The organism is Micromonospora sp. NPDC000207, assembly GCF_040300925.1.
GTDB lineage: Bacteria > Actinomycetota > Actinomycetes > Mycobacteriales > Micromonosporaceae > Micromonospora.
The window spans coordinates 1-25,162 of record NZ_JBEPEQ010000091.1; the positions used below are offsets into that span (position 1 = coordinate 1).

The 25,162-nt window shown below is 71.5% G+C and carries 22 protein-coding genes and 1 pseudogene; 11 read left to right on the forward strand and 12 right to left on the reverse strand.

The annotated features are described in order from the left end of the window. Positions 1 to 118: 118 nt before the first annotated feature. Together ABT336_RS20670 and ABT336_RS20675 are read right to left on the reverse strand one after the other, a co-directional pair. On the reverse strand, positions 119 to 2,671 hold the full coding sequence (locus ABT336_RS20670; protein WP_350898260.1) for an ABC transporter permease: 2,553 nt from the start codon (positions 2,669 to 2,671) through the stop codon (positions 119 to 121). Further along, positions 2,668 to 3,438, reverse strand: a complete 771-nt coding sequence (locus ABT336_RS20675; protein WP_502891221.1) for an ABC transporter ATP-binding protein — start codon at positions 3,436 to 3,438, stop codon at positions 2,668 to 2,670. Before ABT336_RS20675 ends, ABT336_RS20670 begins: the two co-directional genes overlap by 4 nt. A 146-nt stretch (positions 3,439 to 3,584) precedes the next feature. Here ABT336_RS20675 and ABT336_RS20680 point away from each other — a divergent pair, with 146 nt between their 5' ends. The 5 genes from ABT336_RS20680 (at position 3,585) to ABT336_RS20700 (ending at position 9,363) form a co-directional block, all read left to right on the forward strand. Beyond that, entirely contained in the window at positions 3,585 to 4,814 is a 1,230-nt protein-coding gene (locus tag ABT336_RS20680) for a sensor histidine kinase (protein WP_350898261.1), read from the forward strand. Then, entirely contained in the window at positions 4,811 to 5,455 is a 645-nt protein-coding gene (locus ABT336_RS20685; RefSeq protein ID WP_350898262.1) for a response regulator, read from the forward strand. The genes ABT336_RS20680 and ABT336_RS20685 overlap by 4 nt, the downstream gene beginning before the upstream one ends. Before the next feature lie 138 nt (positions 5,456 to 5,593). Next, entirely contained in the window at positions 5,594 to 6,943 is a 1,350-nt protein-coding gene (locus ABT336_RS20690) for a hemolysin family protein (protein WP_350898263.1), read from the forward strand. Next, positions 6,940 to 7,974 (forward strand): hemolysin family protein, encoded by a 1,035-nt coding sequence (locus ABT336_RS20695; RefSeq protein WP_350898264.1) that lies wholly within the window; start codon positions 6,940 to 6,942, stop codon positions 7,972 to 7,974. The genes ABT336_RS20690 and ABT336_RS20695 overlap by 4 nt, the downstream gene beginning before the upstream one ends. A gap of 396 nt (positions 7,975 to 8,370) precedes the next feature. Next, on the forward strand, positions 8,371 to 9,363 hold the full coding sequence (locus ABT336_RS20700) for a glycoside hydrolase family 11 protein (protein WP_350898281.1): 993 nt from the start codon (positions 8,371 to 8,373) through the stop codon (positions 9,361 to 9,363). A 102-nt stretch (positions 9,364 to 9,465) separates the two neighbouring features. Here ABT336_RS20700 and ABT336_RS20705 read toward each other — a convergent pair whose 3' ends face one another. After that, complete coding sequence (locus tag ABT336_RS20705; protein ID WP_350898265.1) at positions 9,466 to 10,707, reverse strand: lytic polysaccharide monooxygenase; 1,242 nt, start codon at positions 10,705 to 10,707, stop codon at positions 9,466 to 9,468. 354 nt (positions 10,708 to 11,061) lie between these two features. Here ABT336_RS20705 and ABT336_RS20710 point away from each other — a divergent pair, with 354 nt between their 5' ends. After that, entirely contained in the window at positions 11,062 to 11,658 is a 597-nt protein-coding gene (locus ABT336_RS20710) for a class I SAM-dependent methyltransferase (protein WP_350898266.1), read from the forward strand. 16 nt (positions 11,659 to 11,674) lie between these two features. On the opposite strand, the gene ABT336_RS20715 is transcribed toward ABT336_RS20710, so the two are convergent. The 8 genes from ABT336_RS20715 to ABT336_RS20750 form a co-directional block, all read right to left on the reverse strand. Continuing rightward, positions 11,675 to 12,025: a cation:proton antiporter gene (locus ABT336_RS20715; protein WP_350898267.1), complete on the reverse strand. Its 351-nt coding sequence runs from the start codon at positions 12,023 to 12,025 to the stop codon at positions 11,675 to 11,677. Continuing rightward, positions 12,022 to 12,279, reverse strand: a complete 258-nt coding sequence (locus tag ABT336_RS20720) for an MrpF/PhaF family protein (RefSeq protein WP_350898268.1) — start codon at positions 12,277 to 12,279, stop codon at positions 12,022 to 12,024. The genes ABT336_RS20715 and ABT336_RS20720 overlap by 4 nt, the downstream gene beginning before the upstream one ends. Beyond that, positions 12,276 to 12,644: a Na+/H+ antiporter subunit E gene (locus ABT336_RS20725; protein WP_350898269.1), complete on the reverse strand. Its 369-nt coding sequence runs from the start codon at positions 12,642 to 12,644 to the stop codon at positions 12,276 to 12,278. The genes ABT336_RS20720 and ABT336_RS20725 overlap by 4 nt, the downstream gene beginning before the upstream one ends. Further along, the gene (locus tag ABT336_RS20730) at positions 12,641 to 14,143 is read right to left on the reverse strand and encodes a monovalent cation/H+ antiporter subunit D family protein (protein WP_350898270.1); all 1,503 of its coding nucleotides are present in this window, start codon (positions 14,141 to 14,143) and stop codon (positions 12,641 to 12,643) included. Before ABT336_RS20730 ends, ABT336_RS20725 begins: the two co-directional genes overlap by 4 nt. Further along, the gene (locus tag ABT336_RS20735; RefSeq protein WP_350898271.1) at positions 14,140 to 14,547 is read right to left on the reverse strand and encodes a cation:proton antiporter subunit C; all 408 of its coding nucleotides are present in this window, start codon (positions 14,545 to 14,547) and stop codon (positions 14,140 to 14,142) included. Before ABT336_RS20735 ends, ABT336_RS20730 begins: the two co-directional genes overlap by 4 nt. Beyond that, positions 14,544 to 17,309 carry a DUF4040 family protein gene (locus tag ABT336_RS20740; RefSeq protein WP_350898272.1) on the reverse strand — a complete coding sequence of 922 codons (2,766 nt, stop codon included), beginning with the start codon at positions 17,307 to 17,309 and terminating at the stop codon, positions 14,544 to 14,546. Before ABT336_RS20740 ends, ABT336_RS20735 begins: the two co-directional genes overlap by 4 nt. A gap of 88 nt (positions 17,310 to 17,397) precedes the next feature. Beyond that, a complete protein-coding gene (locus ABT336_RS20745; RefSeq protein ID WP_350898273.1) occupies positions 17,398 to 17,535 on the reverse strand; it encodes a hypothetical protein in 138 nt (45 codons plus the stop codon). Between the two features lie 74 nt (positions 17,536 to 17,609). Next, entirely contained in the window at positions 17,610 to 18,233 is a 624-nt protein-coding gene (locus ABT336_RS20750; RefSeq protein WP_350898274.1) for a maleylpyruvate isomerase family mycothiol-dependent enzyme, read from the reverse strand. Between the two features lie 39 nt (positions 18,234 to 18,272). On the opposite strand from ABT336_RS20750, the gene ABT336_RS20755 reads away from it, so the two are divergent. Beyond that, positions 18,273 to 19,256 carry an RNA polymerase subunit sigma-70 gene (locus ABT336_RS20755; RefSeq protein WP_350898275.1) on the forward strand — a complete coding sequence of 328 codons (984 nt, stop codon included), beginning with the start codon at positions 18,273 to 18,275 and terminating at the stop codon, positions 19,254 to 19,256. A 98-nt stretch (positions 19,257 to 19,354) separates the two neighbouring features. On the opposite strand, the gene ABT336_RS20760 is transcribed toward ABT336_RS20755, so the two are convergent. After that, positions 19,355 to 21,592, reverse strand: a complete 2,238-nt coding sequence (locus ABT336_RS20760) for an MMPL family transporter (RefSeq protein ID WP_350898276.1) — start codon at positions 21,590 to 21,592, stop codon at positions 19,355 to 19,357. Between the two features lie 245 nt (positions 21,593 to 21,837). Here ABT336_RS20760 and ABT336_RS20765 point away from each other — a divergent pair, with 245 nt between their 5' ends. The 4 genes and pseudogenes from ABT336_RS20765 to ABT336_RS20780 all read left to right on the forward strand — a co-directional run bounded on the left by ABT336_RS20765 (position 21,838) and on the right by ABT336_RS20780 (position 25,048). Then, positions 21,838 to 22,494, forward strand: a complete 657-nt coding sequence (locus ABT336_RS20765) for a TetR/AcrR family transcriptional regulator (RefSeq protein WP_350898277.1) — start codon at positions 21,838 to 21,840, stop codon at positions 22,492 to 22,494. A 68-nt stretch (positions 22,495 to 22,562) separates the two neighbouring features. Then, a pseudogene (locus ABT336_RS20770) lies at positions 22,563 to 23,141 on the forward strand (MerR family transcriptional regulator); the annotation flags it as partial. A gap of 199 nt (positions 23,142 to 23,340) precedes the next feature. Then, positions 23,341 to 23,874 carry a SigE family RNA polymerase sigma factor gene (locus ABT336_RS20775; protein ID WP_350898278.1) on the forward strand — a complete coding sequence of 178 codons (534 nt, stop codon included), beginning with the start codon at positions 23,341 to 23,343 and terminating at the stop codon, positions 23,872 to 23,874. After that, the gene (locus ABT336_RS20780; protein WP_350898279.1) at positions 23,861 to 25,048 is read left to right on the forward strand and encodes a hypothetical protein; all 1,188 of its coding nucleotides are present in this window, start codon (positions 23,861 to 23,863) and stop codon (positions 25,046 to 25,048) included. Before ABT336_RS20775 ends, ABT336_RS20780 begins: the two co-directional genes overlap by 14 nt. Positions 25,049 to 25,162 lie beyond the last annotated feature (114 nt).

Genomic DNA, 25,162 nt, shown 5'->3' on the forward strand with positions numbered 1-25,162 from the left:
GGGGGGGGGGCCGGGGGCGGGGTGCGCGGCGTCCGCGCCCCCCGCGGGGGGGGGGGGGGGGGGGGGGGGGGGGGCGGCGGCCGGCGTGGGCCCGCCCCCCCCCGCCCCACCGTCCGGGTCACCCATCGGCGGCCAGGGCCGTCACCGGGCTGACCCGGGCCGCCCGGCGGGCCGGGAGCAACCCCGCCACCGCGGTCGCCGTCGCCAGGACCACCACCACCAGGAACAGTTGCCCCACCGGGAAGGTCACCGGCGCGTTCGCGCCGAGCGCCCGGACCGCCAGGGCCGCGTACGGCAGGGCCAGGAGCAGGCCGAGGGTGGCGCCGATGAGCCCGTAGAGCCCCGCCTCGACGGTCATCATCAGCCGCAGCCGCCCCCGGGACATCCCGACCGCCCGGAGCAGACCTGACTCCCGGATCCGCTCCACCACCGACAGCGAGGTGGTCGTCCCGACGCCGACCACCGCCACCAGCACTGTCAGGCCGATCAGGGAGAGCATCACCCCGACCACCCGGTCCAGGCTCCCCGCCAGGTCGTCCCGGCCGTCGGCGAGCACCGTCAGGTACGCGTCGGGACCTCCGGCGGCCCGCAGGGCGTCCACCGCCGCCGTCCGGTCCCGGTCCCGGTCGCCCGCCACGTCGGCGAGGAGGGCCGTCGGTGCCGCCGGTAGGCCGAGCCGGTCCAGGTCCTGCGGGTGGATGATCGACCCGGCGCTCACCGGGGTGTTGTCGAGGGTGGCGACCACAGTGAGCTCCACCGAACTGTCGCCCCGGGTGAGGGTGACGGTGTCCCCGGGGGTGACCTGCGCCGCGCGGGCGACAGCGCTCAACAGCACCACCCGGCCCGGCCCGGCCTCCTCCAGGTCACCGGCTGCGGCACCGAAGTCCGCCCAGGTGGTCAGGGCACGCAGGTCCACGTCGACGGTGTCCAGCCCGTCGAACTCGACCTCGTCGACCCGTACGTCGCTGGTGGCCCGGAAGGGCACCACCCGGGTCAGTTCGTCGGCCGCCCGGACCCGGTCCAGCACCCCGGACGGCAGCGGCACCCCGCTGTCCACGCTCGCGTGCAGTTCCAGGTCGGCGGGGGCCCGACCGGCCAACTCCCTGTCGATTACCTGCTCCAACGAGGCTCTGCCGATCAGCACACCGGTGACCAGGGTGACCCCGAGGGCGACCACCACGCTGACCGCAGCCGCCCTCCGTGGTGCCCCGCCGACCCCGCCGACGGCGAGCCGACCCAGGGGGCCGAGTCGACGCAGCGGCCACCCGAGGGCCGCCAACACCGGCCGTACCACCAGCGGACCGAGCGCCACCAGCGCCGCGTACCCGAGGGTGCCGGAGAGGACGACGAGCATCAGCGGGGCCGTCGCGTCGTACGCCTGCGGTTCGGTGCCGGGCAGTCGGGTCACCACCAGGGCGGCGACGGCCAGCGCGCCGACCGCGCCCAGCACCCCCAGGACGGCGCGCAACGGTCCCACCCCGCTGCTCCCGGGGGCGGTGGCGGCGGTCCGCAACGCCTCCAGCGGTGCCACCCGGGCGGCGGTCGCCGCCGGGGCGAGGACCGCCGTCACCGCGACCAGGACGGTGCCGAGCACCACCGCCACCGCCGCCCCGAACGGGTGGCCGGGGGCCACCACCTCGACGCCGAACAGGCCCGCGACCCAGGGCAGGAGCAGGCCCAGCAGGTACGCGACCGTCACGCCGACCGTACCGGCGACCAGACCGGTGAGCGCTCCCTCGGCGACCAGCGCCCGCAGCAGCTTGCCCCGGTCGGCCCCCACCGCACGCAGGAGGGCGAGTTGGCGCATCCGCTGGGCGAAGACGATCCGGAAGGTGGAGGTCGCCACCAGGGCGGCGGCCACGACGGTGACGGCGACGAACATACCGACCAGGGCGAAGAGCCTGTCGATGCTGTCGCTGACGGCGTCGAGTTCGGCCTGTCGGGTCTCCTCCCCGGAGACGATCGTCGGGCCCTGCCCGTCGGTGCCGGTGCCCCCGGTGACCCCTTCCAGGGCGGCCAGGGCGGCGGCCGGGTCGGCCCGGGGAGCCAGCCGTACCTCGATCTGGGCGATCCAGCCGTCGGAGAGGCGTACGGCCGCCGCGTCCGTGGTGTACGCGGTGTCGCCGCCGTCGCCGGGGGCGTCGACCACCCCGACCACCCTCAGGGTGATCGGGTCCGGCGCGTCGTCGGACCCGCCGACGACCGGGGGTTCGATCCGGGTGGTGTCGCCGACGTCGAGTCGCAGCCGTTCGACGGCGAGCCGGGTCACCGCGATCTCGTCGTCGGCGCTCGGGTACCGACCCGCCACCACCCGGACCGTGGCCAGCGGACCGGTGCCCGGGTCGGCGGCGATCGTGATCGGTCGGGGCTCCCCCACCAGCTGGGTGCCGACGGAGGTCCGGGCCACCGCCTCGGCCACCTCCGGCAGCTCACGGACGGCGGCCAGCACCCTCGGGTCGGCCCCGCCGCTCGCCCCGAGCACGTAGTCGACGGCGGCCGGCGTACCGGCGAAGTCGGCCACCACCGTCCGCTCGGTGCTCCGGGCTGCCAGGACGGTGCCGAAGGTGACGAAGGCCGCGACGATCATCGCGAGCCCCATCAGCAGCACCCGCCGGGGTCGCCGGAGGCCGTCGACCAGCTGGGAGCGCAGCACCGTCGTCCGTCGGCTCACCGGGGCACCGCCAGGCCCTGCAACGCCCCGGCGATCGTCGCCCGGTCGGGCCGGTCGAGGTCACCGGCGATCCGCCCGTCGGCGAGCAGGACGACCCGGTCGGCGTACGCGGCGGCCACCGGGTCGTGGGTCACCATCACCACCGTCTGCCCGAGTTCCCGCACGCAGGTACGCAGGAACGACAGCACCTCAGCGCCGGAGGTGGAGTCCAGGTTCCCGGTCGGCTCGTCGGCGAAGACCACCTCCGGGGCGGTGACCAGGGCTCGGGCCAGGGCGATCCGCTGCTGCTGACCGCCGGAGAGTTCACTGGGCCGGTGCCGGAGCCGGTCACCGATCCCGAGGACTGCCACCACGTGGTCGTACAGGGCGGGGTCGGCGTCACGCCCGGCGAGATCCAGCGGGAGCCTGATGTTCTGCTCGGCGGTGAGCTGCGGCAACAGGTTGAACGACTGGAACACGAACCCGATCCGTTCCCGCCGGACCCGGGTGAGGACCCGGTCGGACTGCCGGGTCAGGTCGGTCCCGCCGAGGAGCACCTGCCCCGAGGTGGCGGTGTCCAGCCCGGCCAGGCAGTGCATCAGCGTCGACTTGCCGGAGCCTGACGGCCCCATGATCGCGGTGAAGGCGGCCCGACCGAACCCGACGGTGACGCCGTCGAGGGCGCGTACCGAGGTCTCGCCCCTGCCGTACACCTTGACCAGGTCGACGGCCGCGACCGCCGTCGTCGGTGGCGGCGGACCGGCCGGGTCGGGGTGTCGCATCCTCATCTTGCCTCCACGTGTGGGGTGAACGGGTCCGATCCTGGCCGGACACCGACCACCGGCACATCCGTCCGGGGGCAGGTCCGGGGGCGGACGGCTCTGACTTTCGGCCGATCCGGCGGGCCGTCCGGGCTGGCTACCGTGGGTGTGCGATGACAGAGACCATTCAGCGTTGGCTGGGGCGGGCCGGGACGGTCTTCGCCCTGACCGGCATGGGGGTCCTCTGGCTCTTCGAGACGACCTTCGGGAACCCGGGTGCCGGGCCGTACACCGCGTTGGTCATGGTGGCCCGGGGGTTCCTGACCGTCGCCGCCGCCGGGGTCTGGCTCGCCGCCCACCGGCTCGGCCCCACCCGGTCGGCGGTCGCGGCGACACTGGTGGCGCTCGGGTCGGCGGGTCTGAGCATCGGCCCGGTCGTCCTGCTCGGCCTCGGCGCAGGGGACTACCGGGACATCAGGTACGTCGGTCTCGCCCCCACCTTCTGGGGGCTGCCCGAGTCACTGGCGTTGCTCGGCGTCGTCTTCGCCCTGGCCAGGATCGCCAGGCCGGTGCCCGCCATGGTCGCCCTCGGCTGCACCGGGTTCGCGCTCGCCGTCATGCCCCTGCGGTCCGGGACGGAGTTCGTCTACCTCTTCTTCGGCATGGTCTACGCGCTGGTCGCCGCCGGGGTGGCGGCGGGCGGCATGTACCTGCGGCTGACCGCCGCCGTCCGGGACCGGCAACTCGCCGCCGTCCGCGCCGAGCAGCGCGCGGAGTTCGCCCGCGACCTGCACGACTTCATCGCCCACCACGTGACCGGGATCGTGGTGCAGGCCCAGGGCGCCAGGTACGTCGCCGCCCGGGACCCGGGGCGGGCGGTCGAGGCGTTGGAGCGGATCGAGCACGCCGGGGCGGAGACCATGACCGCGATGCGCCGGATGGTGGGTGTCCTGCGGGACGACGCGGCACCCGACGCCCCGCTGGCCCCCCTCGTCGACGTCGCGGACCTCCCTGACCTGGTCGGCCGGTTCAGCGCCGCCGACGGCGTACCGGCCCACCTGCACACCGAGGGGACCCTCGACGACCTGCCGGTGGAGGTGACCTCCTCGGCGTACCGGGTGGTGATGGAGGCGCTGACGAACGTCCGCCGGCACGCCAGGGGTGCCCGACGGGTGGACGTGTGGGTGAGCCGTACGCCGGATCGGCTGTTGGTCCGGGTCTCCGACGACGCCCCGACCACCCGGGCGGCGACCCGCCGTGGCTCCCGGCAGGGGTTCGGGCTGGTCGGCCTCACCGAGCGGGTGGCGGCCACCGGCGGTCGGCTCCGGTTCGGCCCGGGTGTCGACGGCGGGTGGACCGTCGACGCGGAGTTGCCCCTGACCAGGGGTACGGTGCCCCGGTGATCAGGGTGATGGTCGCCGACGACCAGGCGATGGTACGGACCGGCTTCGGCATGATCATCGGCGCTCAGCCGGACATGGAGTTGGTCGGGGAGGCCGGTGACGGCGTCGAGGCGGTGGAGATCGCCCGCCGGACCCGCCCGGACGTGGCCCTCCTCGACATCCGGATGCCGAGGATGGACGGCCTGGCGGCGTTGAAACTGCTCGCCGACCCCGCCGCCCCCCACCCGGTCCGGGTGGTCGTGGTCACCACCTTCGACCTGGACGAGTACGTGCACACCGCGCTGCGCAACGGGGCCTGCGGTTTCCTGCTCAAGGACTCCGGCCCGGCCCTGCTGGTGGAGGCGGTCCGCGCCGCCGCGTCTGGGGACGCCCTGATCAGCCCCTCGATCACGGTACGGCTGCTGCAACACCTGAATCCGCCGCCGACGCCCTCCGGCGCACCGCAGAACGTCCTCTCCCCGCGTGAGCTGGACGTGGTCAAGCTGGTGGCCAGGGGTGCCACGAACGCCGAGATCGCCGGACGGCTCTACATCTCGGTCGGGACCGTCAAGACCCACCTCGGCAGCATCCAGGCCAAACTCGACGTCCGGAACCGGGTGGAGGTCGCCGCCTGGGCCTGGGAACGGCACCTGATCACCTGACCGGGTGGGTCTCCCGCGTGCCCACAGCGGGTGCGGCTAGTATCCGCAGGATTATGGAAGATTTACCTCATCATAGTCCGTGGCCTCTGCTCGTCCTGACCGCCGAACCGGCGATCACCACGCGGCAGGGGCTGACCGATGTATGAACTGATCCTTCTCGGGATCGGCCTGGTGCTCACCGTCGGCACCGGCATGTTCGTGGCATCCGAGTTCGCGCTGGTCAATCTGGATCGCGGCGAACTTGAGGCACGCCAGTCACGCGGGGAGAAGCGCCTCGGTCCGACGATCGCCGCGCTGAAGATCACCTCCACCCACCTGTCCAGCGCCCAGCTCGGGATCTCGCTGACCACCCTGCTCACCGGTTACACCTTCGAGCCGGCGGTGAGTTCGCTGCTGGCCGACCCGCTGGGTGCCGTCGGCGTACCCGAGCGGGCTGTTCCCGCCGTCGGAACGATCGTCGGCATCCTGCTGGCCACGCTCTTCTCGATGGTGATCGGGGAGCTGGTCCCGAAGAACTTCGCCCTCGCGGTGCCGTTGCAGACGGCGAAGTTGGTGGTGCCGTTCCAGGCCCTCTTCACCACGCTCCTCAAGCCGGTGATCGTGGGGTTCAACAACACCGCCAACGCTGTCATCAGGGCCTTCGGGATCGAACCGAAGGAGGAGTTGTCCGGGGCACGCAGCGCCGAGGAACTCAGCTCGTTGCTGCGACACTCGGCGCGGGCCGGCGTACTCGACCAGGACCACGCGACGCTGCTGGACCGTACCCTGCGGTTCTCGGAGCGCAACGCGGGTGACGTCATGACGCCCCGGGTCCGGATGACGGCGGTGGAGACGACGGCGACCGCTGCCGAGATCGTGGAACGGTCCCGGTCCACCGGCCTGTCCCGGTTCCCGGTCATCGGCCGCGACTCCGACGACGTCGTCGGGGTGCTGCACGTGAAGCACGCCTTCGCCGTCCCGCTGCCGGAGCGTTCGCAGGTACGCGCCAGCGACCTGCTCGTGGAGCCGTCGCGGGTCCCCGAGTCGATGCACCTGGACGTGCTGCTGCCCACCCTGCGCGGCAAGGGCCTGCAGTTCGCCGTGGTCTACGACGAGCACGGCGGTACCGCCGGGATCGTCACGCTGGAGGACCTCGTCGAGGAGATCATCGGCGATCTCGAAGACGAGCACGACCGGGCACGGACCGTCCTGCTGCGGCGGGGGAAGTCGGTCTACTTCGACGCCTCGCTGCGCCCCGACGAACTCCTCGAACGAGCCAAGATCGTGATTCCCGAGGACGACGAGTACGACACCGTCGCGGGTTTCGTCACCGACCGCCTCAAGAGGTTCCCGAAGGTCGGGGACGAGGTGCAGATCGCGGGCGGGGTCCTGCGGGTCGAGCACCTCAACGGCGTACAGGTGGACCGGCTGCGGTTCGTCCCGACCGAGGTGGTGGCCACCGGGGCCGACCGCCCGGCCGGTGACCGTACGGAGGAGAAGAGCCGATGAGCGAGTACCTGCCCGGGATCATCTGGCTCTTCGTCCTGCTGGTCGTCAACGCGTTCTTCGTGGGCTCCGAGTTCGCTGTCATCTCCGCCCGCCGGTCCCAGATCGAACCGAAGGCCCAGGCCGGAAGCCGTGCCGCCCAGACCACGCTCTGGGCGATGGAGCACGCCACCCTGATGCTGGCCACCAGCCAGCTCGGTATCACTGTCTGTTCGCTGCTCATCCTGAACGTCTCCGAGCCGGCGATCCACCACCTGTTGGAGATCCCGCTGGCGCACACCCCGTTGTCGCCCGGGTCGGTCACCGTCCTGGCGTTCGTCGTGGCGCTCGTCCTGGTGACGTTCCTGCACGTGGTCTTCGGTGAGATGGTGCCGAAGAACATCTCGTTCTCGGTGCCCGACCGGGCGGCGCTGATCCTCGCCCCGCCGCTGGTGCTGGTCGCCAGGATCTTCAAGCCGATCATCTGGAGCCTGAACGGGATCGCCAACGGGATCCTGCGCCTGTTCAAGGTGACGCCGAAGGACGAGGCCACCAGCACGTACACCCTGGACGAAGTGGCCACGATCGTGGCCCAGTCGACCCGGGAGGGGGTGTTGATCGACGACACGGGCACCCTGACGGCGGCGATGGAGTTCACCGAGAAGACCGTCGGAGACGTCGAGGTCCCCCTCGACAAGCTGATCGTCCTGCCGTCCGGGGCCACCCCGGCCGACCTCCAGCAGGCGGTCGCGGCGCACGGCTACTCGCGCTACCTGCTCACCGACGACGGTGAGCCCAGCGGGTACCTGCACGTCAAGGACGTGATGGACCTGACCGGCGACGAGTACACCCTCGCCGTACCGGCCAAGCGGGTACGCCGGCTCGCCTCGGTCCGCCGGGACAGCGAGCTGGAGGACGCGCTGGCCGCGATGCGCAGGAGCGGTTCGCACATCGCCCGGGTCCTCGACGAGAGCGCCACCACCACCGGGGTCCTCTTCCTCGAGGACATCGTCGAGGAGCTGGTCGGCGAGGTCCAGGACGCCACCACCCGCTGACCCGACACCGACAGGGCCGGTACGGAGACATGTCTCCGTACCGGCCCTTCGTCGTGGTCTGCCGAACCGGATCGAGCACCGCCTCCGAAACTTTCGGTTCCAGGCACCCCGGAATCGGGTCCGCCGGGGTGGCTACTGGGGGCCGTCACCGGTCCGGGTGCCAGAGATGAACGATTCTCACCAGCGATGATGCCTCGCCTACGCCGCCCCGAGAACCGAGCGTGTTTCGCCGATATTTCCGAAAGTTGTTGACAAGGGCGATCGGTCGGCCAATACTGACGCCATCGATTGACATCCATGGAGGTCGATCCCACCCACCGCACCCCCGGCAGCGTCGTGCCGGACGACCCGCTGCCGGACCCCGCGCCAGCCCGTCCCGAGGAAGAAGGCACGCACATGCTCGACAACCCCGTCCAGGTACGCCACCGCAGACGCCCCCGCCTCCGAATGCTCCTCGGCGCCGCCTGCGCCGCCGTACTGGCCACCACCGCAGCCACAGCGATCGTGGCGGGCCCCGCCCAGGCCCAGACCGTGACGTCGAACCTCGAAGGCAACCACAACGGCTACTTCTTCTCGTTCTGGAAGGACAGCGGCAACGTCTCCATGACCATGGGTAGCGGCGGTCAGTACAGCACCCAGTGGAGCAACGTCAACAACTTCGTCGCCGGCAAGGGCTGGAACCCGGGCACCCGGCGCAACGTCACCTACTCGGGCACCTTCAGCCCGAACGGCAACTCGTACCTGACCCTCTACGGGTGGACGAGGAGCCCGCTCGTCGAGTACTACATCGTCGACAGCTGGGGCTCCTGGCGGCCCCCGGGCGCCAACTCGATGGGCACGATCAACACCGACGGCGGGACGTACGACATCTACCGCACCCAGCGGGTCCAGCAGCCCTCCATCGACGGCATCCAGACGTTCTACCAGTACTGGAGCGTCCGGACCTCGAAGCGGGTGGGCGGCACCATCACCACCGGCGCCCACTTCGACGCGTGGGCCGCCCGCGGGATGAACCTCGGCAACCACTACTACCAGATCATGGCGACCGAGGGTTACCAGAGCAGTGGAAGCTCGAACATCACGGTTGGCGGCACCAGCACCAACCCGACCACCCCACCGCCCGGTGGCGGGTGCAGCGTCAACGTGAGCCGCGCCGAGGACTGGAGCGACAGGTTCAACGTGAACTTCTCGGTCAGCGGCACCAACAACTGGGTCGTCAGCATCCGTACCAACGGCGGCCAGAGCCTGCAGAGCAGCTGGAACGCGTCGGTCAGCGGCTCCAGCGGCACCCTCACGGCCCGCCCGAACGGCAACGGCAACAACTTCGGCGTCACCCTCTACAAGAACGGCAACAACACCACACCCACCGCCAGTTGTACGACCGGCTGACCCAACGCGACGGCGGGGTGCCGACGAACAGTCGTCGACACCCCGCCGTACCTGCGGAACCCCCCGGGCGCACCCGCACGTGCGGGTGCGCCCGGTCGCCTGTCAGCCCATCCGCTCCCACAGGGCCGGGGTCTGGGTCGGCTCCCAGCCGGGCAGTGCCACGTGCCCCTGCCGGCACATGTAGACCACTCCCTGGTAGGTGACGTGCGCGCCGGTCGAGTACGGGGTCTGTGCCCGCCAGTCCGGCACCCCGTCACCACCCGCCTCGACGGCGGCGTGCCAGAGGGCGGGTACGTTCGGCGGCTCCCAACCGGGCTGCGCCTGGTGCCCCTGCACCGCCACGTACGTCGTCCCCTGGTACGTCACCTGCGCCCCGGCCGCGTACGACGTGCCGGCCGCCCACTCGCCTCCGCCCGGGTTGTGGTTCTCGTCGCCGCCCGGGGTGTGGTGTTCACCGTGGCCGTCGTGGCCACCCGGGTTCCGGGTGTCGGCACGATGCTCACGTCCCGGCGGCGGGGTGTCCTGGTGGTTCTCGTGCTGGTGGTTCTCCTGCCCGCCCGGGGTGTGGTGTTCACCGTGGCCGTCGTGGTGCTCGTGACCCGGCGGCTGGTCCTCGGGGCGCTGCTCGATGAGGTTGTGCGGCCGAGGGGTGGGCTGTTCCTCGGAGTTCCCCTGCTGCGTGCCGCCGCCCCCGAAGACCACGTCCGAGCAGGCGTAGAAGGCCTCCGGGCTGTCCGACCGCTGGTAGATCGTGTAGATCAGGTGCCGGCCCTGCTTCCCCGGCAACTGTCCGTCGATCTTGAAGAGGTTCCCCTCCAGCGGTGGACGCTCCGCCCGCAGGAACGGCTCCGACTCCAGGTCGCCCCAGGTCAACGGGGCGGCGGGGTCGTATCCGTCGCGCGTCACGTAGAACTCGAACGTGCCCACGTGGGGCGCGGTGCCGTGCCAGAGGAACTGGTAGTTGCCCTCGGACGGCAGGTTGGTCGTCGGCCAGTCGCCCCGATCCAGGTCAAGGCCCCGGAACGCCTCGTTGCCCGCGCTGCACAGCTTGCCGTCCGGGATGACCTCACGGTGCCGTCCGTCCACGTCGGGCACCAGGACGCCGTTCCAGTCGTAGAGGGCCTGCGGGCCACCGGCCGCCAGGAGCGCCCGGCACGCCTCCGACCGTGGCGTCTCCGCCCCCTCCTGGTAGCAGAGGTAGATCCGACTCGGCGGTGACTGCATCGACCCGTGCGCCGCCGCCTGCCCCTCGCCGAGGGTGAACACCCAGGCGACCACCGAGGCACTGGCCAGGACCGCAGAGGCGGTGAGCGCGGCGACCCGACGCACCCCGAAGCGCTCCATCGCTGTAGAGCCGTCCCGGGACGGCATACCCCCGGCTGACGCGGGCCAGACGCCCAAGGATGCCCGACGACCGAACCTCAGTCCCATCACACACTCCTCGTCACTCGCGGACGACGGCAGCGGCTGCCGCCACCCCTACCACGGGACCGATGGGGGTTCGGTTCAGCCGGACCAGGACGAATGTCACAACGGACTGATTTACCGGTCAGGAGAGGGCCCGACCTGTCGAGCCCGTGACGTGACGTAGCGCACCCCCGACGGTCCTTCCATCGGCCACAGGGTCTCCGCCAAATGACCGGTACGCCGACCACCGCCACGAGACCGACTCACCTTCTCCCGTCTAGCGTCGACACCGTGATCAGCGATCGCTCGACCTTTCTCAGCCAGTTCATCCGCCACCCCCTCACCACCGGCGCTGCACTGCCCAGCGGGTCCACGCTGACCCGGGACATCACCGCGACGGTGCCGCGACGGGGACACCCCCTGGTGGTCGAACTCGGGCCGGGGACCGGGGTGTTCACCGAGGCGATCCAGCAGCGGTTGGCAGGTCGGGGCCACCACCTGGCTGTCGAGGTCAATCCGAGCTTCGCCACCGGACTGGCCCGTCGGCACCCGAGGGTCGACGTCGTACACGCCGACGCGGCCACGCTCGGGGACCTGCTGGCCCAGCGCCGCCTGGCCGCCGCCGACGTGGTGATCAGCGGACTGCCCTGGGCGGCCCTGCCGCAGGACCGGCAGTCGGTGATCCTCGACGCCGTCGTCGGGTCGCTCGACGCCGGCGGCGTCTTCACCACCTTCGCGTACCGGCACGCGCTGCCGACCCCTCCGGCCCGACGCTTCCACAGGCTCCTCACCGAGGCCTTCGACGAGGTCACAGTCGGTCGGACGGTCTGGGCCAACATGCCGCCCGCCCTGGTCTACCACTGCCGCCGCCCGCTACCCCGCCCCTGACCCCCGGGTCGGATCGTCACCCCCGGGTCGGATCGTCGGCTCCGGCGGTGGCCAGTTCGTCGAAGTGCCGACGTCGCAGCCGGGCGCCGGTGAGGTGGGCGGAGCGGGCCAGCGCGATGGTGCCGATCGCGGAGGTGGTCAGGTGCAGGACGACGATCGCGACGACCTTCACCAGCCCGGACAGACTGGGCTGGACGAGCAGGGCCCCGGTCACCACGAGCACGATGCCGAAGCCACCGGCGGTGCCCACGGCGGAGATGCGGGTGTACGGGTCGGGGAACCTGACGATGCCGAGGGCTGCGGTGGCGAAGACCAGCGCGCCGAGCACCACGACGGCGTTGCCGACGACTGTCAGGGCGCTGCTCACCGCTTACCCCGGGTCAGTGCGCGGGCCAGGGACAGGGCACCGAGGAAACCGACGAGGGCGGCGACCAGGACGAGGTCGAAGGTGAACGGGCTGGCCGTTCGTACTCCGACGAGCGCGACGAGGCCGATCACCCCGAAGAACAGCAGATCACCGGCGACGGCGCGGTCGGCGTCGGTGGGACCGAGGACCATCCGGACGGTGCCGACCAGACAGGCGAGTCCGATGACGACGATGCCGAGGTCGATACCGATCATGTCGGGTCTCCGGTGGGACGGACTGCGTGCAGCATGCGGGTCTCCATGACGCGAAGCTCGGCGCGCAGGGCGTCGGCGTCGGGTGCGTACATGCCGTGGACGAACAGCACCCGGGTGCCCTCGTCGTCGGCGCTGGTGGTGGTGCCCAGGGTGAGGGTGCCGGGAGTCAGGGTGATCAGTGCCGCGAGCAGTGTGATCTCGGCGTCGGTACGGCATCGGGTGTCCAGGCGGGCGATCCCCGGGGTGGAGTCCTGTCCGGGGGTCAGGTTGTCGCGCAGCACTACGACGTTGGCGACGACGAGTTCCTTGGCGTACCAGGCGGCGAACGCGACGAGCCGCAGCGGCCAGGTGATCCAGGCGGTCATGATCCGGTCACCGCCTCGACGTAGCCGGACGGGTCGTGCAGGCCCGCCGCGGCGATCCGGGCCAGGGTCAGCAGCAGCTCGGCCCCGAGGCCGAGACCGAGCGTGACCGTCGCGAGCACGACCGCCGGGGCCGCCAGCGCCACACCGATCCGACGCCCCGCCGGTTCACCGCCGGAACCTTCACCGCCGGAACCTTCACCGACGGGACCCCAGAAGACGCCGGACCAGATCTTGAGCATGGAGAGCAGGGTGACCAGACTGACCAGGATCATCACCACCGCCGCGGTGCTCCGGCCGGCGTCGAGAGCGGCCGTCACCAGGCTGAACTTGGCGACGAATCCGGAGAACGGCGGCAGCCCGGCCAGCGAGAGCGCGGCCACGAGGAACGCGGCGGCGACCACCGGTTCCCGGCGGGCGAGACCGGAGACCCCGCCGAGGGTTCCGGTGCCGTAGCGGACCTCGACCGCTCCGGTGGACAGGAACAGCGACGCCTTCACGATCATGTGGTGCAGCAGGTAGAAGATCCCGGCGGTCAGCCCCACCTCGGTGAAGAGTGCGACGCCGAGCAGGATGTAGCCGATCTGGCTGACCATGTGGAAGGCGAGGATGGACCGGGTCGTGTTCTCCCCGACCGCGCCGAGCACGCCGACGACCATCGTGAGGCTGAACACGACGACGCCGACCCACAGGTACCTGGTGTCCCCGTCGAAGACCACAGCGTAGATGCGGTAGATCGCGTAGATCGCGACCTTGGTGTGCAGGCCGGAGAAGAGGGCGGTGACCACCGGTGAGGTGGCCGGGTACGCCCGCGCCAACCATCCGTGCACCGGTACGACGGCGGCCTTGATGCCGAGGGCGAACAGGCAGACGGCGGTGGCGAGTGCGACAGTCTCGTCCCGACGGGCGGCACCTGCCAACTCGGCGAGGTTGACGGTGCCGGCGGTGCCGTAGACGAATCCGACCCCGGCCAGGAAGACAGTCGAGGTCAGCAGGTTCACCGTCACGTACAGCCGGGCCCCGGCGATCTGCCGTAGCGGGGCCCTCCCGGGGGCGGCCAGCACGAACAGCCCGTACGACGGAAGCAGCATGACCTCGACGAACACGAAGAGGTTGAACAGGTCGGCGGTCGACAGCGCCCCGTTCACCCCGGCGGTGAGGACCAGCACGAGCGGGGCGAAGTACCGGGTGCCCACCCGCCCCTGGGCGAGCGCGAAGGCCGCGACGGTGAGCGACAGCAGCCCGGTGACGGTGAGCATGAGGGCGGTGAACATGTCGGCGGCGAAGGGAATCGCGACGCCGAACGGCCACCGGCCCACCCCGTGGGCGAGCACGCCCCCGTCGGCGAGGGTGACCACGAGGCCGACGCCGGTGGCCGTGACCGCCGTCAGGACCGTGAGCAGCACCGTGGCGTGCAGGCGGGGACGGTCTCCGCACGCCACCAGGAACCCGGCGGCCAGCAACGCCACCGCCACCAGGAGCGGAAGCACCGAGGCGGTCATCGCCGCCCCCCGTCCGCCGCCGGATCGGTACCGACGCCGGGGACGGCATCCGACCCGCCCGCCGGCCGGTCCGGTCCGGTTCCGACCTCCCCGGTGGTGTCGTCCTCGGTGGTGTCGTCCTCCCGGCCGGTCACCGCGAGCACCAACATGAAGACAGTGATCGAGAACGCGATCACGATCGCCGTCAGGACGAACGCCTGCGGCAGCGGGTCGGCCACCGCCGACAGCTCCTCTGGGCTGCCGAACGGCGCCGCACGACGTGACGTTCCCCCGGCCGCCATCAGGGCGAGGTTCACCGCGTGTCCGAGCAGGACGAACCCGAGGATCACGCGCAGCATCTCGCGTTGGAGGAACAGGTACACGGCCCCGGCGACCAGGAGTCCGGCGGTGACGGCAAGGGTCATCGTGCGCCCACCTCGTCAGGAGCCGGGGCACCGCCGGGTCCGTCGACCCGGTGCTGTCGGCCCAGCAGGTTGAACGCGGTGAGCACCACCCCGACCACCGCCAGGTAGACACCGACGTCGAAGACCAACGCGGTGGTCAGGTACATCCCGAACACCTCCCCGTGCAGCGGTTTGAGGAACGACCCGTCGACGTAGCCGAGCAGCCCGGTCCCGGTGCCCACCACGACGCCGCAACCGATGAGAAGGAGGTACGGCCAGCGGATCCGCGCTGCCGGGTCCGAGGGGGCCGCCAGGTACAGCAGGGCGAACCCGGCCCCGCCGACCAGGGCCGCGATGAACCCGCCGCCGGGTTCCTGATGGCCACGGACCAGCAACAGCAGTGACAGCAGGACGATCAGCGGGCCGACCACCCGGGTCACGGTCCGGACGAAGACGGTGTTGTCCATCGGGTCGGCCAGCGGGGACCGGTCGTCGAGGCGGGCCGACCGTACCGGGACGGGTCGACGCGCGTGCAACAGTGCCGCGACGGCGACCCCCGCGACCCCGAGCACCGTCAACTCGCCGAGGGTGTCCATCGCCCGGAAGTCGACGAGGATCGTGTTGACGACGTTCGCCCCGCCGGTGGTCTGCTCGCCCTGACGGAGGAAGTACTCCGACGCCGCCGACATCTCCCGTCGGCCGGTGAACGCCCACACCCCGAGGGTGGTCGCCGTACCCGCAGCGATCGCGAGGAGGGCCGCCGGGAGTCGCCGCCGCACCCGCTCGGCGGCGAACCGGACCGGCAGTCGCCGCAGCAGCAGCACCATCACGCAGACCGTCAGGATCTCCACCAGCAGCTGCGTCAACGCCACGTCCACAGCGCCCAGGGCGAAGAACCACAACGCCGTCGCGAACCCCGTGACACCGACGACCACCACGGCGGCGATCCGGGTCCTGGCGCGTACGGCCGCGAGGACTCCCCCCGCGACCAACGCCACGAGCAGCCAGTCCAGCGGCAGCGACGGGTCGCCGACGACCGGCCGCAGCGGGCTCCCGCCGAGTACGCCGACCAGGGCGATCGCCGTGACACACACGACGGGGACGGCCAGGTGTCGACGTGGTGCGTCGGTACCGGTCCATCCGCCGACGACGGCACCCAACCGGACGAGACCCGCCCGGGACCCGTCGACCACGGCGATCCCGGAGACCGTTGCCCGCAGCGGTGCCAGGACCCGGTCGACCCGACGACGGGTCACCACCACAGTCGAGCCCAGCACGAAGACCAGCACCGACATCCCGAGGGCGAGGGTCAACCCGTGCCACAGCACGAGGTGGACGTCGACAGGGGTACCGGCCGCCACCGAGGCCGCACCGGCGGCCAGCGGGTCGAGCAGGAACGGAGCCGCCCCCAGGACCAGCCCGGCGAGGGCGCAGAGCACCGGCGCGGCCCAGAGCGTGACCGGTGCCTCGCGGACCACCCGTCCGGTGCGCCCGGCGAACGCCCCGAACACGATCCGACCCGAGTACGCGAAGGTCAGCACCGCCGTCACCACCGCCACCCCGGTGACGGTGGCCCCGACCCAGGCCGGACCCGGCGTGTCCAGGAACGCGGCGAACATCGACTCCTTGCTCACGAACCCCAGCAGCAGCGGGACACCGGCCATCGACGCCGCAGCCGTACCCGTGGCGACGGCGGTCACCGGCATCGACAGGCGCATCGTGCGGAGCCGGCGGATGTCCCGCGTACCGGCCTCGTGGTCGACGACCCCGACCAGCATGAACAGCGCCGACTTGAACAGGGCGTGCGCGACGGTGTGCACCACGGCGGCGGTCAACGCCGCCGGCGTCCCGACCCCGATCAACGCCGTCAGCAACCCGAGCTGACTCATCGTCGAGTACGCCAGCAGCTCCTTCAGGTCGTGACGGCGCAGCGCCGCGACGGCCCCGATGACTGCGGTGACCAGGCCACCGGTCACCAGGAGCAGCCGCCAGGTCGGCACGTCCGAGACCGCCGGGGAGAACCGCAGCAGCAGGTAGACGCCGGCCTTGACCATCGCCGCCGCGTGCAGGTAGGCGCTCACCGGTGTGATCGCCACCATCGAGTCCGGGAGCCAGGCATGGAACGGGAACTGCGCCGACTTCGTGAACGCCGCCACCGCCAGCAGGACCGCGACGGTGGTGGCGAACGCGGGGTCCCGGGTCCAGACCGGGTCGGTGAGGAGTTCGCTGATCCGGGTGGTGCCCGTCCGGACGACAATCAGAGCCACCGCCGCCAGCAGGGCCAACCCGCCGGCGGCCGTCACCAGCAGGGTGCGTACGGCGGGTTCCCGCCCGGCCGGGCCGGAACGGGCGATGAGCAGGAACGAGCAGAGGGTGGTGGCCTCCCACGCGACGAAGAGCACCACCAGGTCGTCCGCCAGTACCAGCAGCAGCATCGCCGTGGCGAACGCCGTCATCAGGACGAAGAACGACGTGTGCCGACCCCGCCCGAGATAGCGGGCCGAGTATCCCAGCACCGCCGCGCCGACGACCAGGACCAGCAGCGCGAACAGCAGGGCCAGGTCGTCCAGGCGCAGGGCGAGGTCGACACCAAGGGTCGGCATCCACGGCACCCGCGCCTCGGCTGCGGATCCGGGCGCGGCGACCCTCGCGGTCACCGCGAGGGTCGCCGCCACCAGCAGCGGAAGGGCCGACACCCACCCTGCGGCCCGCCCGACCGTCCGGGTGACGACGGGGGCGGCGACACAGGCGAGCAGGGACGCCCCGAGACAGGCGAAGAGCACGAGTCCACCTCAGTCCGAAAGCCAGGGAAACCCCTCGGACCGGAGAGCTGTCGTCCTCGCGAAGCGTCGGACGACGTCGGGCCGAGGCCTACGCGTCGGCCGGGACCGGAACGACGCCGGCCAGGATCGCGCCCCAGGTGGAAACGTACCCGTTGGTGCCCGGATGGGACGGCACCCACCGGACCGGCACCCGTGCCGGTCGCCAGGTCGGGGCCAGGGCGGACATGGAGGCGATCCTAGTCGCCGCTCCCGGCGTCGGCCCGTGACCCGCGTCTCACCGCCCGACCCGGTCGCCGGTCGTCAGCGACTGCCCAGCGTCGCCACCCCCGGGCCGCTCAACTCCTCCAGGTAGTCGGCACGACCGGTCATCGCCATGATCAGCGCCAGTGTCGGGCCGGTGACGAGGGCACCCTCGCCGACGCGGAAGGGGGCGTCCGTCGACTCCAGCCGCAGACCGCCGATCCGGCTTCTGGCCGGGACCACCAGGTCGGACCCGCTGTAGTACTCGGCGAGCCGGGTCAGGACTGTCGACGGGTGCCGCCGTCGGATCCCGAGCGGACGTCGGATGTCCTCCCCGTGGACGACCGCCTCACCGAGCATCGCCACCACCGGCAGCGGCGGCTTGGTGGTGCTGCCGACGACGGCCCGGAACCGGTCGAGCGTCTCGCCGCCGGTCTCCCCCAGGTGCTCGGCGAGACGCACGGCGACCTGTCTGTCGAAGTCGAAGCGGCAGCGGACCACCCCGGCGAACCACCGCAACGGGGTGAGGCTGGCCGCGGCGGTGAGGTGGGCCAGTACGTCGCGGACGCTGAGCCCGGAGCAGAGCGAGGGCGTACGCCAGTCCGGCTCGGTCAGCGTCGTGAGGTCGGTGGCCAGGGCGGCCCGCTCGGCGTGGACCAGCGGCCAGAGGTTCTTCACGGTCATGTGAATGGTGACCGCCGCGACGGGGCAGAATCGTCGGTGGTGAACGACGAATCCGACCTGACCCGAGCCCAGGCGGGCGACGACGCGGCATTCACCCGCCTTGTCGCTCCACTGCGTGTCGAGCTGCACGCGCACTGTTACCGGATCCTCGGTTCGGTCCACGACGCGGACGACGCACTCCAGGCCGCCCTCCTGCGGGGCTGGCGGGGGCTGGCGGGCTTCGAGGGGCGGAGCAGCCTGCGGTCCTGGCTCTACACCGTCGCCACCCACACCAGTCTCGACCTGGCCGAACAGCGTGGCCGACGGGCACTCCCGGCCGACCTGAGCCCGGCAGCGGAACGGGTCGCCGACGGGGCCGACGAGCCGGCCACCGAGGTCGCCTGGCTCGGCCCGTACGCCGACTCGGCGCTCACCGCGTACGAGCAGCGCGAGGCGGTGGAGCTGGCTTTCGTCGCCGCCCTCCAACACCTTCCCGGCAACCAGCGGGCGGCACTGCTGCTCTTCGACGTCCTCGGGTTCACGGTGGGTGAGATCGCCGTGATGATGGAGACGTCCACGACGGCGGTCAACTCGGCACTGGCCCGGGCCCGCCGGATCGTCGCGGAGAAGGCCCCCCGACCGAGCCGGCACGAGACAGCCACGCTCGACGACGTACGGCTGCGTCGGCTCGCCACCGAGTTCGCCGACACCCTGGAACGCGGCGACGTCGACCGTTTCGTCGCCCTGGTCACCGAGGACGTGACCTGGTCCATGCCGCCGCTGCGACGCTGGTACCGGGGGCGTCGGGCGGTGGCCGCCTTCGCCGTCGCCGTGCCGATGACCCGTTGCCCGAGCTGGCGGTACCGGGTGGTGAGCGCGAACGGCCAACCGGCTGTCGCGTTCTACGTCGGGCCGGACCGGGACAGCCCGCACGCGGCCTGGTCGATCACGGTTCTCACGGTCCGCGCCGAGCGGATCGCCGTGATCACGTCGTTCCTCGGGGCCGGGCACTTCCCCGCCTTCGGCCTCCCGGCGACGCTGTGAGGGGAAACCTGCCCCTCGACGGGGTCACCGCCCCGGCCGAGGGGTGAACGCTCGGCCGGGGCGGTGCGGGGTGCGACGTCGATCGCGGTGGCTGTCGGTCAGCGGGGTGCGAGTCGGCGTTCGAGTGCCTCGCCCTCGACGTCCAGGGCCGGGACGACCCGCTCCATCCAGCGGGGCATCCACCAGATCCGGTGGCCGAGGATGAACATGACGGCGGGGACGACGAGCATCCGGACCAGGAAGGCGTCGACCAGGACGCCGACGGCGAGGGCGAATCCGATGGTCTTGAGGATGATGTCGTCGGTGAAGGTGAAGCCGGCGAAGACGCCGACCATGATCAGTGCTGCGGCGGCCACCACCCGGGCGCTGTGGGTGAACCCCTCGACGACCGCCTGGCGGGCCGGGGTGCCGTGGACGTACGCCTCCCGCATCCGGGTGACGAGGAAGACCTCGTAATCCATCGCCAGGCCGAACAGGATGCCGGTGAGCAGGATCGGCAGGAGGAAGAGAACCGGGCCGGTGGCGTCGAGGCCGACGAGTTCGTTGAGCCAACCCCACTGGAAGACGGCGACGGTGGCCCCGAGGGATGCGCCGACGGAGAGCAGGAAGCCGAGCGCGGCCTTGACGGGCACCCAGATCGACCGGAACACCGCGACGAGCAGGATCAGCGCCAACCCGACGACGACGGCGAGGTAGAGCGGGAACACGTCGGCGAGTTCGTTGGAGATGTCCACGCCGACGGCGGTGACGCCGGTGACGAGTGCCCGGGCTCCGTTCTGGTCGGGCAGGTCCGACAGGGCGTTGCGGATGTCGGCGACGAGGGTCTTGGTGGACTGGTCCGAGGGCCCGGTGCGGGGGACGACGGTGAGGGTCGCGAGCTGTGCGGTCTCCAGTTGCCCCAGGTAGGCGGCCTGCGCCTCGGGGGTGTCGCTGATGATCGCCGGGATGACGAGGGCGATGTCGGAGTCGTCCCGGGCGGCCAGGGCCTGTAGCCGCTCGGTGGCGGTGTCCACCGCGCCGACCGGGTCCGCTGCCTGCCTGGTGTCGACGACGACGAGGAGCGGACCGTTGGCTCCGGCGCCGAAGTTCTCCTCGATGAGGTCGAACGCGACGCGCACGTCGCTGCCGGCGGGCTTGGTGCTGTCGTCGGGCAGGGCGAGTTGCAGGGAGGCGACGGGGACGGCGACCAGGGCGGCGGCCACGATCCCGGCGAAGAGGGCGGCCCACCGGTGTCGGGCCACACCCTCGACCCATCGGCGTCCGAGCGGACGGGGCTCGACGCGGTCGCCCTCGGCGTCGGTGCCGGCGGCCTTCTTCGCCGAGCGGCGGCTGCGCTTCGTGATCCGGTTGCCGGCGAACCCGAGGAGCGCGGGCAGCAGGGTGAGGGCGATGAGGACGGCGAGGCCGACCATGAACGCCCCGCCCAGGCCCATCTCGGTGAGGAATCCGATGCCGCACACGGAGAGCCCGACGAGGGCGATGATGACAGTGAGACCGGCGAACACCACAGCCGAGCCGGCGGTGCCCACGGCGCGGCCCGCCGCTTCCTCCAGGGGGCGGCCCCGGCGGACCTCGGCCTGGTAGCGGGACAGGATGAACAGCGCGTAGTCGATGCCGACAGCCAGTCCGAGCATCGAGCCGAGCGCGGGGGTGGTGGTGCTGAGCTCGACGAACCCGGAGAGGGTGGCGATGGCGGTGATACCGATCCCGACCCCGACCAGCGCGGTCAGCAGCGGCATCCCGGCCGCCACGAGCGACCCGAGGGTGAGGGCCAGCACCACGAACGCGATAGCGATACCGATCAGTTCGGCGAGTGCCCCACCGATCTCCACCCCGAGTACGTCTCCGCCGATGGCTGCCGTCAGCCCGGCCTCCTCGGCGACGTCACGGGCGGCTTCGAGGCCGTCCCGGTCCGCCGGGGACAGGTTCACCGCACCCCGGTCGTAGCTGACCGAGGCGTAGGCGGTGCGCCCGTCCTCGGAGATCGTCCCGGCGGTGAACGGGTCGAGGACCGACACGACCCCGCTGGTCCGCAGCGCCGCGAGGGCCTCGGAGACGGCCTGCTGGTTGGCCGGGTCCGCGATGGACTGACCCTCCGGTGCCTGGAACACCACCCGGGCGGTCGCGCCGTCCGGCGCTGCCTCCGGGTCGCGCTCCCTGATCAGGTCGAACGCCTGGGTCGACTCGATGCCCGACAGCTCGAAGCTGTCGTTGGTCTTTCCGGAGAGGGTCACCGACCCGAGGACGACGGTGAGGAGCAGCAGCACCCAGACCCCCGTCACCGTCCAACGGCGACGGAACGACCATCGACCGAGTCTGAACAACTGCCACGCCATGCCGCCCCCTCCTGCACGTCCGGGGTCGGAGCTCGGGTCGGTCGTCGGGCGGCTGGGGCGGGCCACGCCGGTGGTCGGGCCTTCGGCGACACGCATCTGGTCACTTCCCTCGGGTGTCGGGGGTGGCGACGGGATCTCGTCGCTGAGCAGACCGTAGCACGAAAATATCCGACTGGATATTTTCGTGCCGTGGCTCATAGGATGGCCCTGCCCCACCAGCCCGTCGATCGCGATGGAGAGATGCGATGACCGAAAAGAACCCCCAGGGCAGCGGCCCCACCCGGCCGGAGACCCCGTCGAGGAGAGGCCCGTACGCGAAGGGACTCGCGCGGCGGCAGCAGATCATCGACGAGGTCCTGGCGGTCTACAACAGGCTGGGATTCGAGGGCACCTCGCTCCGCGCCGTCGGCGAGGCCATCGGCGTCACCCACCCGGTCCTCAAACACCACTTCGGCACCCGCGAACAGCTCTTCATCGAGGTCCTGCGGGAGTACGACAGGCGGTTCCTCGAAGCCCCCACCGAGGGCGAGGGCACCTTCGTCGACCTGATCCACCAGTCGACCGAGCACAGCATGCGGGTACCGGGGCTGATGGCCCTGCTCAACAGCATGGTGGCTCATGCGCTGGAGGCCGGGAACGACCGATCACGATCACACTTCTCGCAGCGGTACGCCGACCTGAGGGAGAACATCGCGGCACTCCTCGCGGAGGGGCGGGCGGCCGGGAGCGTACGGTCCGACATCCCCCTGGAGGAGGCGGCCTCACTCGTCCTCGCGGCGTCCGACGGGCTGAGCACCCAGTGGCTCCTCGACGGCAGCGCCGACATCAAGAAGGGCCTGTTGCTGCTGCAACGGCTCCTCGAACCGCCACACCCCCAGCCCGATCATCCCGAGGCACTGTGAGACGCCGCCACGCCGGACCGGCGCACGACCGCTTGCGTCTCGAGCCGCTTGAGATCGCATAGTGGGTCTGGACCGAGGTCTCCACCGGCTGGGAGCCGCCGGAGCGGATGGTCCAGTGGTGGCGGGCCGCCCGGCCGGAGCTGCCCGAGCATCCCACGGCGAAGCAGTTGGAGGCGTGGATCGCGCTGGCCGAGCTGGTCCGGGACCCCGAGACCCGGCGGGCCGTACGGCACGAGCTGCGCGAGGTGTGCAACACCGGGGTCGGCCCGCTGATGACCTCCTCACCGATGCTGGACTCCCTGGAGGCGGGGATGCCGATCAGCGAGGCGGTGATGACGGCGGCGAAGGAGGGGGTGGCGCCGGACTCGCCGCGCGGGCGGGAGATCGCCGACCAGTGGATGGGGTGGCTGACCACCATCTTCGCGACCCCCGACAGCCCCGGCATCCCGGACACCCCGGAGTTCCGAACCGAGACGGCCGAGCACATGTTGGCCGGCGCGGAGTGGGAGCGCACCACAGTGGAGCCGGAGGGCCCGTTCGAGCGGTACATGGACCTGGTCACCACCGTGAACGACGAGCCGCCCGGGTACTTCCCGTACGAGTGGCTGGCTGCGGCACTGCACGCCTCCGTCCCGTCGGCGCACTGACCCCGCCGCCGGTGTCACCCTCCCGGGAGGGTGACACCGGCGTCCTCTGCTGTCGTTACGGGGTGACCACCCGGCCCCGACGAAATCGACAGGTGGCGAGGCGCACCGGCAACCGGTGTGACGCCTGTCATATGGAGGTGGTTTGCAACCTTTTCCCCGGCTGCCACCGTTCCATCTCCGTCGAAGGAGGCAGCCGATCTTGAATGCCGAGGAAGAGGAAGGTTTCCGGCAGTTCGTCGCGGCCCAACTGGGACCGCTGCGCAAACTGGCGTACCTGACTTGCGGTAACTGGCACACGGCGGAAGACGCGGTGTCCACCGCCCTGGCCAAGCTCTACCCGCGTTGGCGCAAGCTCGACCGTCCCGACCTGTACGCCAAGACGATGGTGTACCGGGCCGCTGTCGACGAGGTCCGCCGACCATGGCGTCGGGAACGTTCTGCCGGTGACGAGATGCCGGACGTCGCACTGCGCGACCCGGCGACCGCCACCGACGAACGGATCCGGGTTCAGGTCGCCCTGCGTGCCGTGCCTCGCAAGCAGCGGGCCGCCCTGATCCTGCGCTACTACCTCGGGATGACCCTGGAGGAGAGCGCAGCGGTCATGGGGGTCTCCGTCGGCACCGCCAAGAGCCAGACCTCGCGAGGGCTCGCCCGCCTTCGTGAGCTGCTGGCCACCGAGAGAATCGACCTCCGGGTCGCGGATACCGAGGAGTTGTCCCGTGCGGTTGCATGAGGTGGTGGATCTGGCGACGTCGAACGCGCCGCCGGACCGGAACACTGTCGACGAGATCGTCGGCAAGGGCCGCAGGGCGCAGCGTCGGCGGCGGGCCGGTTTCGCCAGTGCTGGCGCGGCGCTCGCAGTGGTCGCGGTGAGTGCTGCCGTCTCCCTCCCGTCAGTCTTCGGGGGTACGGGCCAGAGCACCGTCATCGAGGCGGGGGCCCCGTCGGCTGTCACCCAGGACGCCGAACCGGCCACCTGGGAGTTCCCGGCCGACCCGTTCCAGTTCACGTTCGGCGCGTTCGAGGTCGACCGGTGGAAGGTGGCGGCGCCGACCGTGGCGTCGACGTCGTACCAGATCGCACCGGTGTACCTGGACGGCCGGACCACCAACGACAGGGCGGTCACCGGCAAGGAGGAAGCGGAGATCGCCCGCAGCGGTGACCGGCGCAAGGGTGGACCGGGCTACACGCCGAAGTCGGCGATCTACGCCTACCTGGTCCTGTACCGGCCGGGCGCGTTCGACCCCGCCGGTCTGACCGGGGCCACCAGGCTGACCGTCGACGGCAAGGAGGCGTACCAGGTCGCAGGCGCGGGCGACAGCGGGATGACCCGCCGGACGCTCGCCTGGTCGTACGACTCGGACGCGTGGGCGGTCCTGTCGACGAACTCGAACTCCACCGAGGACCCGTCCGACGCCGACCTCCAGAAGATCGTCTCGGGTCTCAAGCCCGCCCGGGCGACCCCGGCCAAGCTGCCGTTCACCCTCGACTACGTGCCGGCCGGCTACCAGCCCGTCGAGCTCGGCTCGCACACCAGGTCCGGCCTCAACGGCATCGCCGCGGCCCGCGGCGGCGACTACGGTGGCGCGATCTTCGCGAACCCGACGCCGGCCACCACCGGCCTGGTCGAGCCGTACGGCGGCGTCGAGGGGGCGAGCCTCCCCGGCAGCTTCCAGATCTTCGTGGTGCCGTCGAAGAACTCGAACCAGACGACCGGCGACACGGCGATCAAGTGCGGCAACGGCTTCTGCACCCACCGCAGCAAGGACGGCAAGACCAGCATCCAGGTGGCGAGCGAGGGACGCCTCTCCGACGCCGAGATGACCAAGATCCTCAAGGGTCTGCAGCTGAGGAACGTGAAGAACGACTCCACCTGGGCGGACGCGGCCACCGCGCTCGTCAGGTGACAGTCCTCTGACGTGGCGGGGGGGGGGGGGGGGGCCGGCCGCCCCCGGTTTTACCCCGGCGGGGGGGCCCGGGGGCCCCCCGGGTGGAGGTTGGAAGAGGAAAAAACCGGAAAA